This is a genomic window from Jatrophihabitans sp., assembly GCA_036389035.1.
Classification (GTDB): Bacteria; Actinomycetota; Actinomycetes; order Mycobacteriales; family Jatrophihabitantaceae; genus Jatrophihabitans_A.
Window position 1 is genome coordinate 1 of the sequence record DASVQQ010000014.1, and the last position, 14,279, is coordinate 14,279.

Genomic DNA, 14,279 nt, shown 5'->3' on the forward strand with positions numbered 1-14,279 from the left:
CCGCGCTGCCGCTGCCGGGCAGCCGGGCGATCAGGTTGGGCCGGTCAGCGGCTGCCCCGACCAGCCGGCAGTCCAGCCCGGCGTCGGTGAGCAGGCCCGCCAGGTAGGTCAGGCAGGCGGCCTCGTCGCCCGGCGGGTTGGTGGTGTCGAAGCGGACCAGCCGCCGGGTCAGCTCCACCACGTCGGTGCTCAGCGCTGTCCTCATGCGCGGCCACCGGCTGACCCGCCGCCGGTCAGCACCGGGCCGGCCTCGACCAGCCCGGCCAGCCGGTCGGCCGCCCCGGGCCGCAGCGTGGCGGTGACCGGCATGTGCTTGACGCCCGCGATGAAGTTGGAGCACAGGTGCTCGATCTCCCCGACCAGCTGGAACTCCTCGACCAGCTCCAGGATCTCGGCGAGTATCAACCGCAGCGAGATCCGGGCCAGCGGCGCGCCCACGCAGGTGTGCGGACCGAACCCGAACGCCAGGTGCCGCTTGCCGCCGCGCGCGACGTCGAACCGGTAGGGGTCCTCGAACACCTCGGAGTCGCGGTTCGCCGAGCCGATCCACACCGCCAGCGCGTCACCGGCCGGTACCCGGACGCCCGCCAGCTCCACATCCTCGCGGGCGTAGCGCATGAAGTGGTTGGCCGGCGACGCCCACCGCAGCCCCTCCTCGACAGCCGAGCCGATCAGGGTCGGGTCCTGCTTGAGCTTGCGGTACTCCTGGGGGTGCTCGATGAAGCCCAGGACGAGGCCGGCGACCGCGTGCGGGGTGGTCACGTTGGCGCCGAGCAGCAGGCTGTAGCAGTTGTAGACGACCTCGTCGTGGGTCATCCGCCGGCCACCGGCGGTCAGGGTCATCAGGTGGTCGATCAGGTCGGGTCCGGGCTCTCGCCGGGACCGCTGGAACACCTGCTCGGAGAAGTACTCGAACATGCCGTGATGAGCGGTCACCAGCGAGATCCGGCTGTTCCCCTCCTGGAACTCAGGGTCATCGGGTGCGATCGCCATGGTGGTCAGCCGGGTCAGCGCCGGCCAGTCCAGGTCGGGGATTCCCATCAGCATCCCGGTGAACATCATCGGAAAGGCAGCCAGATCCGCTGCCAGGTCCCACGGCTCATCGCGCAGCAGCGGCAGCAGGATCTGGCGGGCGATCTGCTGCAGGCGCGGGCGGTGCTGGTTGACCGCGCGCATCGACAGCGCCCGGTTCAGCGGTTCGCGCAGCTCGGTGTGCCGGGGCGGGTCGGTCGCGGTCACCATCTTGCCGCCGGCCGGATCGCCGTGTCCCAGCGTGCACAGCAGGGTGCCCCGCTCGGAGGTGAACCGCTGATGGTCGCGCAGCACCTCGGAGCTGTCGTGGTACCTGGTCACCGACCAGAAATGCCGGCCGTCGGCCAGCTCCTGCCGGTGCACCGGCGCCCGCCGGCGCATCACGGCCCAGATCGGGTGCGGGTCGCCGCCGGCGTACAGCCACGGGTCGAACAGGTCCACCGTGTCGAGGTCGACGTCGAAGCCGGCGGCCGGCGTGCTGAGCCTCACTTTCCCGCCAGCTCGGCTCGCGCGCCGAGCTGGTCGGCCCGCAGCTCATCGAGCAGGCCGGCCAGTTCTGAGACGGTGGGGTTCTCGTAGAAGTGCCGGGCCTGCAGGTTGACGCCCGAGACGGCGCTCAGCTCGCCGGTGATGCCGACCGCGATCAGCGAGTGACCGCCGAGTTCGAAGAAGTCGTCGTCCACCCCGATGCCGGTCATGTCCAGCAGCAGTTCCCAGGTGTCGGTCACCTGCTGCTCGGTCTCGGTCCGCGGCGGCCGGTAGTCACTCGACAGCGCCGTGGGCCGGCTCCGGCCGGACCGGGCCTCCAACGCCACCCGATCGACCTTGCCGTTCGCGGTGAGCGGCAGCTCGTCCAGCACCACGATCATCGCCGGCACCGCGTAGTCCGGCAACAGCCCGTGCAGGGCCCGCCGCAGCATCATCGGTGACATCGACCCGGGCTCGGCGAGCACCGCGAAGCCGACCAGCCGCCGGCCGGAGCGGGCCTGCTGGGCCACCGCCGCGGCATCGGTGACTTCGGGCAGCTCCCGCAGCGCGGCTTCGACCTCACCGGGCTCGACCCGGAAGCCCCGGATCTTGAGCTGGTCGTCGAGCCGGCCGAGAAACTCCAGCGCGCCGTCAGCGCGCCGCCGGGCCAGGTCGCCGGTGCGGTAGAGCCGGCCGCCGGCGACCTGGCCGGACGGATCGGGCACGAATCGCTCGGCGGTGGGTCCCGGCCGGCCGAGGTAGCCGCGGGCCAGGCCCAGGCCGCCGGCGCAGAGCTCGCCGACCTCGCCGTCGGGCACCGGGCGCAGGTCCTCGTCGAGCAACTGGACGCTGGTGCCCGAGACCGGAAAGCCGATCGGCACCCGCTCGTCCTGCGATCCGGCGATCAGGTGGCAGCAGGTGAAGGTGGTGTTCTCGGTCGGCCCGTAGCCGTTGACGAGCTCGACCGCCGGCAGCTCGGCCAGGGCGCGGTTGACACTCGGAACCGCCAGCACGTCCCCGCCGGCGATCAGGCAGCGCAGCCCGCGCAGCCCGGCCATGCCGGCGTTGGCGTACTGGTGGAACAACCCGGCGGTGAGCCAGAGCACGCTCACCCGCTCCCGGCTCACGAGTCGGTCGATGTCGCTGACGGAGCTGATCGCCGGCGCCACCACCAGCGTCGCCCCGTTGAGCAGCGGCGCCCAGATCTCCAGGGTGCTGGCGTCGAAGGCCAGCGGGGCCAGCTGCACGAACACGTCGTCGGCGTGCACGGTGAGAAAGTTGGCCTGGCTCACCAGCCGGAGCACCGCCGCGTGCGGGATCATCGCGGCCTTGGGCGCGCCGGTGGAGCCCGAGGTGTAGGCGAGGTAGGCCAGCTGCGCCGGCGAGCTGGGCGCCGCGGGATCGGTGCTCGGCTGAGCGCCCAGGTCGAGCGCGGAGACGTCCACGGCCTCGACACCCGCGACGGCAGGTCGGGGGTTGCCGGTGAGCAGGATGCGCACCCCGGCGGCGGCCAGCATCGCGGTGATCCGCTCCGCCGGCTGCCGGGTGTCCACGCCGAGGTAGCAGCCGCCCGCCTTGAGGATGGCCAGCAGCGAGATCACCAGCGCCTCGCTGTGGTCGTTGACCACGGCCACCGGCTCTTCGGCAGTCACGCCCCGCTGGATCAGGTGGTGGGCAAGCTGGTTGGCGCGCCGGTCGAGCTGGGCGTAGGTCAGCGAGCGCCCGTCGCAGCGCACCGCCACCGCCCCGGGGCGCGCCGCCACGATCTGGGCGAAGGCCGCGGTGATCGTCGAGCTGGAAGCAGCCGGTGCGGCAGTCATCAGCTGCCGCTGGCGGCGGCGAGCCGGGCTCGGCCGCGGGGTGGCTCGGGCAGGGCGTTCATCGGGCATCCTCTTTCCGGCTGCGGGGCGCACCTCACCAAAACAGAGGGCCGGCCGAGCCGGCGTCAGCGCCTCGACTGACCCGGGGGTAAACGCCGCGACGACCGGGCGGCGACATCTAAAGGATTGTCGCGGATCAGGCGTTGGACGTCGGGTGTGATGCATTAGACGGCGCAGTAAGCGGCCTGCCGACTACACATAAATTACATGTCCAATTTAATGTATTAAAGTCTTGACCACGGCTCAACAATAGTTCAGGATTTCGGTTACACGATGGGTCTGATTCTCCGGATTTCAACTAGCGCGGAAGGCGGCGCCGAACAAAACGGGGCAGCTCGAAAGCCTTCCCAAGGGCTTGCCATGCGTCATCTTGCAGTCACCACGCATCGCAGCGTTATTTCGCTGTGATGCGGGCCTAACAGCGCTCATAGGAGCTACCTCAGTGTCTCTGCGTATTCTCATCTGCCACGAGCTGCCGATCGTCCGGGATGGATTGTCCACGACGCTGAATGCGGAATCCGATATCGAAGTCGTCGGCGCCACCGACAGCGGAATACACGCTATTTTGCTGGCCCGAACCGCCAGGCCTGATGTCATCGTCACCGGGCTGACTCTTTACGGCATCTCCGGCCTCGAACTCATCAAGCGGATGGGGCAGGAGCGGATCAGCCCGCAGCCCAAGGTGGTGGTGTTCGCGATGAACCATTCCGATCAGATGATCACCGATGTGCTGCACGCCGGCGCCGACGGCCTGCTCGTGAAGGAGGCCACCGCTGACGAGCTCAGCGCGGCGATCCGGGCCGCCGCCCGCGGCCAGATCATGCTCGCCCCGCTCGTGGCCAACCGCCTGGTGAGCTGGTTCCGCCGCCAGGACAGCCAGCCGGAGGAGCAGCTGCGCCCGGCGCTGGCGGCGTTGACCCCGCGCGAGCGCCAGGTGCTGCTGTTGATCGCGCAGGGCAAGAGCACCGAGGAGGTCGCCGACGAGCTCGCCATCGGGGTCACCACGGTCCGCACCCACGTGTACCGGCTGCGCTGCAAGCTGGACGTCAAGGACCGCGCCCAGATGGTGTCGGTGGCCTACCGCTCGGGGATGATGGTCGCCAGCTGAGTCCAGCGCTTCAGCGCGAGCAGCGGTCAGCCGGCTCAGCGCTTCAGCGCGCGCAGCGCGGCGCTCTGGATGGCCTCGACGGTGACGCCGGCCTGCTCGAGCAGGAACTGCTGGTCACCGGCCATCGAGACGAACCGGTCCGCCACCCCCACCCGCAGCACCCGGCGCCCGGTCTCACCCAACGCCTCGGCCACCGCGCTGCCCAGGCCGCCGCTGCGCCAGTGCTCCTCGACCGTGACCACCGGCGCGCCGGTAGCGGTCAGGGCGGCCTCGTCCAGGGGTTTCACGGTGTGCATGTTGAGCACGGCGGCCTCGATGCCGGCTGCCGCCAGCGACTCGGCGGCCTGCAACGCCAGCAGCACCGGATACGGCCCGCACGCCACCAGCAGCAGGTCGTCCCCGTCGCGCAGTGGCTGGGCCTGACCGATCCGGATCGGCGGCGCGTCCACCGGCAGGTCGGGGGTCGCCGAGCGTCCCAGCCGCAGGTAGACCGGACCGGGCAGGTCCAGGCACTGCTCGAACAACTCGACGGTGGCCGACGCCTGGGCCGGCACCAGCACCGTCATGTTCGGCAGCAGCCGCATGATCGCCAGATCCTCCAGGCTGTGGTGGGTCGGGCCGAGGTTGCCGGCCGACAGCCCGCCGTGGGTGGCCGCGATCCGGACCGGCAGGTTGGCGTAGGCCAGATCGATCTTCACCGACTCGAGCGCGCGGGTGCTGGCGAACGTCGCCATCGTGTTCACGAACGGGATCCGGCCGCAGCGCGCCAGCCCCGCGGCCGTGCCCAGCAGGTTCTGCTCGGCGATGCCCAGGTTGACGTAGCGGGCGGCCGCCGTGCCGAAGTCCTGGCCCAGGAACAGCCCGGTGTCGCTGTCCAGGCAGACCAGCCGGTCATCGGCCGGCATCGCCTGCACCAGCAGGTCCCGGTAGGTCTCGCGCGAGGACAGCGTCAGGGTGCTCGTCATGCCGGCCCCGCACCGAGCCGCGCGGTCGCCGGCTGCGCACCGCGCCGCACGCTGGCCAGCGCCTGGCGCCGCTGCCGGTCCCCCAGCCGCGCGAAATGGCTCTTGGCCATGCCCTCGACGTGCGGCAACCCGCGGCCCTTCACGGTCCGGGCCAGCACCACGACCGGCCTGCCGTCCTCCGGCGCCGCGGTCAGCGCGTGCCTCAGCTGCGCCGGGTGGTGGCCATCGACCTGGCGGACCGTCCAGCCGAAGGCCCGCCACCGCTCGTCCAGCGGTTCCAGGCCCACCACGTCCTCGGTGTCGCCGGTGATCTGCAGCCGGTTGCGGTCCACCACCGCGGTGAGGCCGCTCAGGCCCAGGCTGCTCGCCGACATGGCGGCTTCCCAGACCGACCCCTCCTGCAACTCGCCGTCACCCAGGACGACGACCGTCCGCCGCGGGGTGCCGGACAGCCGCGCGTCCAGCGCCACGCCGACGCCGACCGGCAAGCCGTGTCCGAGGGCGCCGGAGGGCATCTCCACCCCTGGCAGCTCCGGGTTCGGGTGTGCCATGAACTGCCCGCCCGGCTGGGCGTACTCGGCCAGCCGGGACACCGGGAAGTACCCGCGCTCGGCGAGCACCGAGTACAGGCAGAGGGCGCCGTGTCCCTTGCTGAGCAGCAGCACATCCCGGGCCGGATCCGTCGGCCGGGCCGGGTCGTTGCGCAGCACCTCGAAGTAGAGCACCAGCAGGATCTCGACCAGTGACATGCCGCCACCGAGGTGGCCGCCGCCGGTGGTCGCGCACATCTCGATGATCCGTTCCCGCACGCTGATCGCGCGCTCGGCCAGGCTGGGCTCGACCAGGCTGGACTCGGCCGAGCCGGGCCCCATGGCGTCAGGCTCGGCCGGCGCGTCGGGCTCGGCCGGCCGGCCGGTCGCGAGTCCGGTCACCGGGCACCCACGATCGCCGGACGCCGGCCCGGCAGCCCGGTCGACAGCTCGTTCAGCGCCAGGGTCAGCACCCGGACGCCGGCCAGGTACTCGACTATCTCGATGCTCTCGTCGTCGGCGTGATCCAGCGCGCTGTCACCCGGGCCGTAGGTCGCCATCGGTATCTTCCACTGCTCGGCGAGGGTGTTCATGTCCGACGTCGCGGTCTTGACCTTGGCGCCCGGACTGCTGCCACCCTGCCGGATCGCCCGGTTCAACGCGTGCACCACCGGGTCGTTGCGCCCGACCCGGCAGGCGCCCACCGAGTTGATCAGCTCCAGCGTGCCGCCGGCCAACCGGCCCTGCAGGTCGGTCAGGAACGCCGCGGCGTCGAAGCCCAGCGGGGTCCTGACACTGACGTTGGCCGCCGCGGTGGTCAGATCCCCGGTGATCGAGACCAGGGTCGCGCCCGGCTGATCGAAACGGGCGTGGCCGGCCTCCGGGCCGAGCAGCTGCCGCACCTGCGACCAGCATTCGGCGGCGAGCTCGCTGGCCTTGGCAGCCGGGTTGCTCGGGTGGGTCGCCTCGCATTCCACCCGGTACCAGAAGTCGAGCTTTCCCTTGTATCCCAGCACTACCGTCCGCCAGCCACTCGGCTCACCGATGATGAGCGCGTCCGGGGTGGGGTGGCTGGCCAGGATGTGCATGGCGCCCCGTGACAGCGGCGTCTCCTCCTCGACGGCGCCCACCACGACCAGCCGCCCGGTGAACGCGCTGGCGGCCGCGGCGCACACCATCGCGGCCAGCGGCGCCTTGGCGTCCACGGCGCCGCGCCCGTACAGCCGGCCGCCTTCCTCGCGGACCGGCACCTCTCCGGTCACCGTGTCCAGGTGCCCGAGCAGCATCACGGTCGGGCCGCCACCGCGAACCAGCTCCCCGACCACGTTGCCGGCCTGGTCGACGCCGGCCGCGTAGCCCAGCTCGCGCATCCGGCCGGCCAGGTAGTGGGCCAGCGCCGCCTCGTCATACGACGGTGACGCGATCGCCAGCATCTGCCGCAGCAGGTCGATGGCGAGGGCGTCCGACGGCGGAGGGATCTGCGAGCCGTTGACCATGTCTGGGGATCTCATCTCTGGGATGGCTGCCGGCCTAGACGGGATGCAGGCCGATGAAGTCGAGACCGGCCCGTTCCGGCAGGCCGAACCGGACGTTGAGGCACTGCACGGCGTTGCCGGCGCCGCCCTTCATCAGGTTGTCCAGCGCGGCGATCACCACGACCTGCCGGTGGAACTCGTCGACGGCGAACCCGACGTCGCAGTAGTTGGTGCCGGTCAGGATCTTGGGCTCGGGCAGCCGGTATAGGCCGGTCCTGGCCGCCACGATCCGGACGAACGGCTCGTCGCCGTAGACCTCCCGGTACCGGATGCGCAGGGTTCGCTCGTCGACCCCGACTGGCACCGGCACCCGGCAGATCACCTGGACTCCGCGCACCGCTTCGACGCCGGTCGCGGTCATGGAGACCGGCAACCCGCCGATGCTCTGGCTGATCTCGGCTTCGTGCCGGTGCCCGGCCGGGGCGAAGACCCGCATCGCTCCGCTTCGCTCGGCGTGCACGTTGGCCGGGCCGGGCACCGCCCCGGACCCGCTGGAGCCGGTGCGGGCGTCCACCGTGACCTGGCCGCTGATCAGCCCTGCCTCGGCCAGCGGTCGCAGCGCCAGGATGCCGGCCGTGGCCATGCAGCCGGGCACGCTGATCCGGTTGGCCTCGGTCAGCTCCTTGCGATGCAGTTCGGGCAGGCCGGGCACGAAGCTGCTCAGCAGCTCCGGATGGGCGTGCTCGGTGCGGTAGTACCGCCGGAACCGCGCCGGGTCGGCGAGCCTGAAGTCGGCGGAGAGGTCGATCACCACGGGCGCCAGGCGCAGCAGGTCCGGCATGGCGTGCATGGTCTCGGCGTGCCCGGTGGCCAGCAGCAGCACGTCGTAGTCGACCAGCTGGTCCGGCGAGCTGAAGGTCAGGTCGGTGTGGCCCCGCAGGTTCGGATGGGCGCCGTCCACCCGCCGGCCCGCCAGCCGGCGCGAGGTCGTGGCCGCCAGTCGCAGCTCCGGATGGCCGAGCACCAGGCGCAGCAGCTCGCCGCCGATGTAACCGGCCCCGCCCATCACCGCGACCCTCAGCACGCGCTCACCGCCGCCATCGCGTACTCCGCGATCAGGTCCGCGACGTCGATGTCGTCACCGTGCGCCTGCTGGAAGCCGCTGAACTCGACACCGGAGTTGACCTCGAGCACCAGCTGCCGGCCCTGCCCGTCCTCGATGACGTCCACCCCGGCGAGTTCGGCGCCGACCGCCTCGGCCGCGCCCGCGGCCAGCTTGGCCAGTTCCGGCGTCAGCGGGCAGCGACCCGTGCGCGCGCCGCGGGCGACGTTGCTGCGCCAGTCGTCGCTGGAGCGGTAGCTGGCGCCGATCGCGACCCCGCCGATCACGATCACCCGGATGTCGCGGCCACCGGAGTCGATCAGCGCCTGCAGGTAGCCCAGGTGTGCCTGCGGCCCGGTCAGCGCGGCTTGGTACTCCAGCACCGTGTCCGCCTGCTCGCGGGTCTCCAGCTTCGTCACCAGCCGGCCCCAGGAGCCGACCAGCGGCTTGAGCACTGCCGGGTAGCCGAGCTCGTCCAGCGCGGCCAGCGTCGCCTCCGGCGTCATCGCGATCGCGGTGCGCGGCGTCGGCAGGCCGGCCGCCTGCAGCGACATCGAGGTTCGCCACTTGTCACCGCACACCTCGATCGCGCTGGCCGTGTTCAGCACCCGGCTGCCCTCGGCCTCCAGCGCCCAGGCCGCGTAGCGGGCACGCACCACGCCGATCTCGCGGTTGAGCACCACCGGCCAGCGCCGCTGGCCGAAGCAGCTGTGCAGGGTGCGGGTGTCGACGTGGGAGAAGTTGACCCCGCGCCGCTCCAGCGCGGCCATGATGCGCCGCTCGTCGGTGCGTACCCGGGAAGCCAGCAGCGCGAGATCAGCCGGCCCGCTCATTCCCCCCAGTCTTCCTCTACCTCAGGGGCGAGCACGAGATTCACCGGCTCGAGGGTCATCACTTCCAACTCGCTGTGGCAGTCACCGCACTCGACGACCTCACTCAGCCGGGGTGGCTCGGCGAACGTGACACTGGCGGCGCACTCTGGGCAACTGGTCATGACCTCTCCTGGCACAGCGGTGGGATGGAGTGCGATGCACTCGCTCGCTCGTCTGGATTCGGACATTACGCAGCCGCCCAGCGGCGGGCATCGTCATCGTCGGCAGCTGGTTCAGCTGGTTTTCACGATGCGGGCGCAGGGTTGTTGGACGCGATGCTTACCCGTGGCTAAACGGCGTGCCGGTGGCTAGACGGCGTGCCGGTGGCTAGACGGCGTGCCGGGCGGCGGCGGTCACGGCAGCACGCCGAGCCGGCGCAGGCCCGCCACCACCTGGTCGGCGGCCTGCTCGGGGCTCACCGCGGTGGTGTCGAGGTGCACCTCGGGGTCGATGGGCGGCTCGTAGGCGGAGTCGATGCCGGTGAAGTTCGGCAGGTCGCCCCGGCGGGCCTTGGCGTACAGGCCCTTGGGGTCGCGGGACTCGGCCACCTCGAGTGGGGTGTCGACGTGCACCTCGAGAAACTCGTTCTCCCCCACCAGCGAACGGGCCTGGTCGCGGTCGCCGCGGTAGGGCGAGATCGCCGAGACCAGCACGATGATGCCGGCGTCGGCCATCAGCGCCGCCACCTCGCCCATCCGCCGGATGTTCTCGACCCGGTCGGCCTCGGTGAAGCCGAGGTCGCGGTTGAGCCCGTGCCGGACGTTGTCGCCGTCGAGCAGGTAGGTGTGACAGTGCAGGGCGTGCAGTTTGCTCTCGACCAGGTTGGCGATGGTCGACTTGCCGGCGCCGGACAGGCCGGTGAACCAGACGACGGCCGGCTGGTGGCCGGTCAGCCGGGCCCGGGCCTGCTTGTCCACCTCGACGTGCTGCCGGCGGATGTTGGCCGAGCGGCGCAACGCCAGCTTCAGCATGCCGGCGCCGACGGTGTCGTTGGTCAACCGGTCCATGATCAGGAAGCCGCCCATGTCGCGGTTCTGCTGATAGGTGTCGTGGACCAGCGGCCGGTCGAGGCTGAGCGCGCAGACCGCGATGTCGTTGAGGCCGAGAGTGGTCGCGGCCATCCGGTCCAGGTTGTCGACGTTGACCCGGTACTTGGGCCGGCTGAACACCGCGCCCGCGGTCCGGGTGCCGAGCTTGATCAGGTAGCGCCGGCCGGGCAGCATCTCGTGCTCCGACATCCAGACCACGTCGGCCTCGAACTGGTCGGCCACCCCGGCCGGTTCGGTGGCGGCCGAGAGCACGTCGCCCCGGCTGACGTCCACCTCTTCGGTCAGGGTCAGCGTGATCGACTGGCCGGTCACCGCCTCGGCCAGGTCGCCGTCGAAGGTGACGACCCGCTCGACGGTCGCGGGCGTGCCGGCCGGCTGCACCAGCACCTGATCGCCCGGACGGACCGAGCCGCGCGCCACCCGGCCGGCGAAGCCGCGGAAGGTGTGGTCCGGACGCAGCACCGTCTGCACCGGCAGCCGGAACGGCTCCGCCGCCGCGGTGACGGTCGGCGTGGGCTGGACGGTGTTGAGGTGCTCCATCAGCGAGGGCCCGGTGTACCAGCTCATCGCGGGGCTGCGGGTGACCACGTTGTCGCCGCGGACCGCCGACATCGGGATGACGGTGATGTCGCTGAGGCCGAGCTGGTCCGCGAACTGCCGGTATTCGGCGGCGATCTGCTCGGCGCGGGCCTGGTCGAAGTCCACCAGGTCCATCTTGTTGATCGCCAGCACGATGTCGGTGATGCCCAGCAGTGACACCAGGAAGCTGTGCCGGCGGGTCTGGGTCAGCACGCCGCGCTGGGCGTCCACCAGGATCACCGCGAGCTCGGCGGTGGACGCGCCGGTCACCATGTTGCGGGTGTACTGCTCGTGGCCCGGGGTGTCGGCCACGATGAACTTGCGGTGCTCGGTGGCGAAGAACCGGTAGGCGACGTCGATGGTGATGCCCTGCTCGCGCTCGGCGCTCAGGCCGTCCACCAGCAGCGCCAGGTCCAGCTCGCCGCCCTGGGTGCCGAACCGCCGCGAGTCGGCCTCCAGCGCGCTGAGCTGGTCATCGAAGATCATCTTCGACTCGTAGAGCAACCGGCCGATCAGGGTGCTCTTGCCGTCGTCGACGCTGCCGCAGGTGATGAAGCGCAGCAGCGACTTGCGCTCGTGCGCGTCGAGGTAGGACTCGATGTCGGTGATCGGCTCGGTGATGCCCGTCATCGGGTGCTGCCTGTCATCAGAAGTAGCCGTCCTGCTTCTTGCGCTCCATCGAGCCGGCCGAGTCGTGGTCGATCAGCCGGCCCTGCCGTTCGGACGTCGTGGTAAGCAACATCTCGCCGATGATGTCGGCGACCGTGGTGGCCGTGCTCTCCACCGCGCCGGACAGCGGGTAGCAGCCCAGCGTGCGAAAGCGCACCTGCCGCGTCACCGGCGTCTCGTCCTCGGTGAGCGGAAAACGATCGTCATCGACCATGATCAGCATGCCGTCACGCTCGACCACCGGCCGGGGCGCGGCGAAATAGAGCGGCACCACCTCGATCTGCTCCTGCCGGATGTACTGCCAGACGTCCAGTTCGGTCCAGTTCGACAGCGGGAACACCCGCAGGTTCTCACCCAGGTTGGTGCGGCCGTTGTAGAGCTGCCACAACTCCGGACGCTGCCGCTTCGGATCCCAGCGGTGCTCGGCCGTGCGGACGGAGAACACCCGCTCCTTGGCCCGGGACTTCTCCTCGTCCCGGCGCGCGCCGCCGAAGGCCAGGTCGACCCGGTGCTTGTCCAGGGCCTGCCGCAAGCCCTCGGTCTTCCAGATGTCGGTGTGCATCGCCGAGCCGTGCGTGAACGGGTTGATGCCGCGGGCCAGCGCGTCGGGGTTCTGGTGGACGATCAGTTCCATCTTCGACTCGGCCGCCACCCGGTCCCGGAAGGCGTACATGTCGCGGAACTTCCAGGTGGTGTCCACGTGCATCAGCGGGAACGGCGGCGGCGCCGGGAAGAACGCCTTGCGGGCCAGGTGCAGCATCACCGTGCTGTCCTTGCCGATCGAGTACAGCATCACCGGCCGCTCGCTCTCGGCGACCGCCTCGCGGATGATCTGGATGCTCTCGGCCTCCAGCACCTGCAGGTGGGTCAGCACGGCTCAGACCGCATGGGCGAGCAGCCGCTCGTAGAACGGCTGCTGGTACTCGAGCATGGCTGCCAGCCGGTGATCAGCTGCGATGAGGGTGGCGGCGGCGGTGCTGGATGACGTGGTGGCAGTGAAACCACTGGTCTGGCTGACCTCCTCGTGCCATTTCTGCGAGGGCCCCCATTCGGGTCGATGCCCGGGTTGCCAGCTTAATGCCTCTGGACGGAAGTCTATACCGGCGGCTGCGCAGAACTCGGCGACCACCGTCGCGGGGTCGGCCAGCAGCCGGGCCGCCTCCATCACGAACGGGGTGCGCCCGGTGGCGGCCCGCACCGCCTCGAAGATCTCCAGCTGGTGGCCGAAGCCGATCTGGTCGGCGCGGACCCCCGGATTGATCCGGAAGTACGAGGCGATCGTCTCCTGCGGGGACCGGATCAGGAAGGCGTGCACGGCGTCCTCGGCGAGAAAGGCCGTGTCCCGCAACACCTGCGGGTACCGCTCGTCGGTGGTGTCCTTGAAGAAGACCGGCCGGGCGGTGGACAGCTCTCGCAGCCGGGCCAGCAGGGCTCGCTGGCTGGTCAGCCGCTCGTCGGCGACCGTCACCTCGCCGAACTCGGCCAGGTAGGAGAAGGGTTCGTGCACCACGAAGAGGTCACCGCGCTCGAGCATCATCCGGAAGAACGCGGTGGACATGCATCGTGGCGCGCTCCAGAGCGCGAGGATCGCTGGCGGATCGGTGCTGGCCATTCGGCTCTCCGCTCGTGGTGATCGCATCCCGCGGCGGCCGGCGGGCAGCCGGCTCGGTCCGGCCTGCGGGCTTTGCTGCGATGTTAGGAAGGTTTGCCGCCCAGGGAGAGAGTCCGATGGCCAGCCCGGCGGGCAGCGTGGTCATCAGCACGTTTCCTCCGTCCGGGACGTGGTGATGAGCCGGGGCAGGCCACTTCACGCCATCGTGGTCACCGGTTGTGCCGGCGCGGCGCGTGCGGCGTCGCCGAGCGAGCGCGGCGGATCGGACCCGGCGATGGAGAAGGTGGCGACGGCTCGCACCGTGGTGGTCAAGTGCGGCGGAGTGGTGACCGAGCAGCCGGAATCGCTGTGCGCGGACCTGGCCTCCTGGCATCGCGGCGGCGACCGGCTGGTGCTGGTGCACGGTGGCTCCACCGACATCGAGCGGATCAGCGCGCTGCTGGGCATGCGGCAACGCCGGCTGATCGGACCGGGCGGCGTGTCCGGTCGCTACACCGACTCCGACACGCTGGCAGTGGTGACGATGGCGCTGGCGGGGATCGTCAAGCCGCGGCTGGTCGAAGCGCTGGCCCGGCACCGGGTGCCCGCGATCGGGCTGACCGGGCTGGACGCGGGCCTGGTCCGGGCGGTCGCCAAGAAGCCGTTCCGGGCCAGCGTGGACGGCCGGGCCAGCATCATCCGCGACGATCGCAGCGGTCGGATCACGGCGGTGGACTCCGCCGCGCTGTGCCGCCTGCTCGATGCCGGCTTCGTGCCGGTGCTGTCACCGCCCGCCCTCGGCGAGGACGGCCCGCTCAACGTCGACGCCGATCGGCTCGCGGCAGCGGTGGCCGTGGCGGTGGGCGCGACCGAGCTGGTGCTGCTGTCGGGCGTGCCGGGGGTGCTGGCCGACCTCGGCGATCCTGCATCGGTGCTGCCGCGCTGCCAGCTCGCGGAGC

At 70.9% G+C, this 14,279-nt stretch carries 13 protein-coding genes; 2 read left to right on the plus strand and 11 right to left on the minus strand.

Annotated features, from left to right (window positions below):
- The 3 genes from VF557_10815 to VF557_10825 form a co-directional block, all read right to left on the minus strand.
- Positions 1-205: hypothetical protein (locus VF557_10815; GenBank protein HEX8080691.1), on the minus strand; the 205-nt coding region annotated here is incomplete at its 3' end.
- Positions 202-1,521, minus strand: coding sequence for a cytochrome P450 (locus tag VF557_10820; protein ID HEX8080692.1), 1,320 nt, complete (start codon positions 1,519-1,521; stop codon positions 202-204). The genes VF557_10820 and VF557_10815, both read right to left, overlap by 4 nt.
- Entirely contained in the window at positions 1,518-3,320 is a 1,803-nt protein-coding gene (locus tag VF557_10825; protein HEX8080693.1) for a non-ribosomal peptide synthetase, read from the minus strand. The genes VF557_10820 and VF557_10825 overlap by 4 nt, the downstream gene beginning before the upstream one ends.
- Before the next feature lie 502 nt (positions 3,321-3,822).
- On the opposite strand from VF557_10825, the gene VF557_10830 reads away from it, so the two are divergent.
- On the plus strand, positions 3,823-4,488 hold the full coding sequence (locus VF557_10830) for a response regulator transcription factor (protein HEX8080694.1): 666 nt from the start codon (positions 3,823-3,825) through the stop codon (positions 4,486-4,488).
- Between the two features lie 35 nt (positions 4,489-4,523).
- Here the strand turns inward: VF557_10830 and VF557_10835 are convergent, their stop codons facing one another.
- The 8 genes from VF557_10835 to VF557_10870 form a co-directional block, all read right to left on the minus strand.
- Positions 4,524-5,453, minus strand: coding sequence for a transketolase C-terminal domain-containing protein (locus tag VF557_10835; GenBank protein HEX8080695.1), 930 nt, complete (start codon positions 5,451-5,453; stop codon positions 4,524-4,526).
- Complete coding sequence (locus VF557_10840) at positions 5,450-6,385, minus strand: transketolase (GenBank protein ID HEX8080696.1); 936 nt, start codon at positions 6,383-6,385, stop codon at positions 5,450-5,452. Before VF557_10840 ends, VF557_10835 begins: the two co-directional genes overlap by 4 nt.
- Positions 6,382-7,494 (minus strand): M20/M25/M40 family metallo-hydrolase, encoded by a 1,113-nt coding sequence (locus VF557_10845; GenBank protein ID HEX8080697.1) that lies wholly within the window; start codon positions 7,492-7,494, stop codon positions 6,382-6,384. The genes VF557_10840 and VF557_10845 overlap by 4 nt, the downstream gene beginning before the upstream one ends.
- Before the next feature lie 19 nt (positions 7,495-7,513).
- A complete protein-coding gene (argC, locus tag VF557_10850; protein ID HEX8080698.1) occupies positions 7,514-8,542 on the minus strand; it encodes an N-acetyl-gamma-glutamyl-phosphate reductase in 1,029 nt (342 codons plus the stop codon).
- Positions 8,536-9,393, minus strand: coding sequence for a RimK family alpha-L-glutamate ligase (locus VF557_10855; GenBank protein HEX8080699.1), 858 nt, complete (start codon positions 9,391-9,393; stop codon positions 8,536-8,538). Before VF557_10855 ends, argC begins: the two co-directional genes overlap by 7 nt.
- 392 nt (positions 9,394-9,785) lie before the next feature.
- Positions 9,786-11,690 (minus strand): sulfate adenylyltransferase subunit CysN, encoded by a 1,905-nt coding sequence (gene cysN, locus VF557_10860; protein ID HEX8080700.1) that lies wholly within the window; start codon positions 11,688-11,690, stop codon positions 9,786-9,788.
- 16 nt (positions 11,691-11,706) lie between these two features.
- A complete protein-coding gene (cysD, locus tag VF557_10865) occupies positions 11,707-12,603 on the minus strand; it encodes a sulfate adenylyltransferase subunit CysD (protein ID HEX8080701.1) in 897 nt (298 codons plus the stop codon).
- 3 nt (positions 12,604-12,606) lie between these two features.
- Positions 12,607-13,341 (minus strand): hypothetical protein, encoded by a 735-nt coding sequence (locus tag VF557_10870; GenBank protein HEX8080702.1) that lies wholly within the window; start codon positions 13,339-13,341, stop codon positions 12,607-12,609.
- A gap of 175 nt (positions 13,342-13,516) precedes the next feature.
- Between VF557_10870 and argB the strand changes: the two genes are divergently transcribed.
- Positions 13,517-14,279 (plus strand): acetylglutamate kinase (gene argB / locus VF557_10875; GenBank protein ID HEX8080703.1); only part of this gene is annotated, 763 nt, incomplete at its 3' end.

Bases quoted from the DNA above. Each gene is read 5' to 3' on its own strand.
- VF557_10855 (HEX8080699.1), bottom strand. From the start codon at position 9,393: ATGAGCGGGCCGGCTGATCTCGCGCTGCTGGCTTCCCGGGTACGCACC.
- VF557_10835 (HEX8080695.1), bottom strand. From the start codon at position 5,453: ATGACGAGCACCCTGACGCTGTCCTCGCGCGAGACCTACCGGGACCTG.
- VF557_10845 (HEX8080697.1), bottom strand. From the start codon at position 7,494: ATGAGATCCCCAGACATGGTCAACGGCTCGCAGATCCCTCCGCCGTCG.
- cysN (HEX8080700.1), bottom strand. From the start codon at position 11,690: ATGACGGGCATCACCGAGCCGATCACCGACATCGAGTCCTACCTCGAC.
- VF557_10870 (HEX8080702.1), bottom strand. From the start codon at position 13,341: ATGGCCAGCACCGATCCGCCAGCGATCCTCGCGCTCTGGAGCGCGCCA.
- VF557_10825 (HEX8080693.1), bottom strand. From the start codon at position 3,320: ATGACTGCCGCACCGGCTGCTTCCAGCTCGACGATCACCGCGGCCTTC.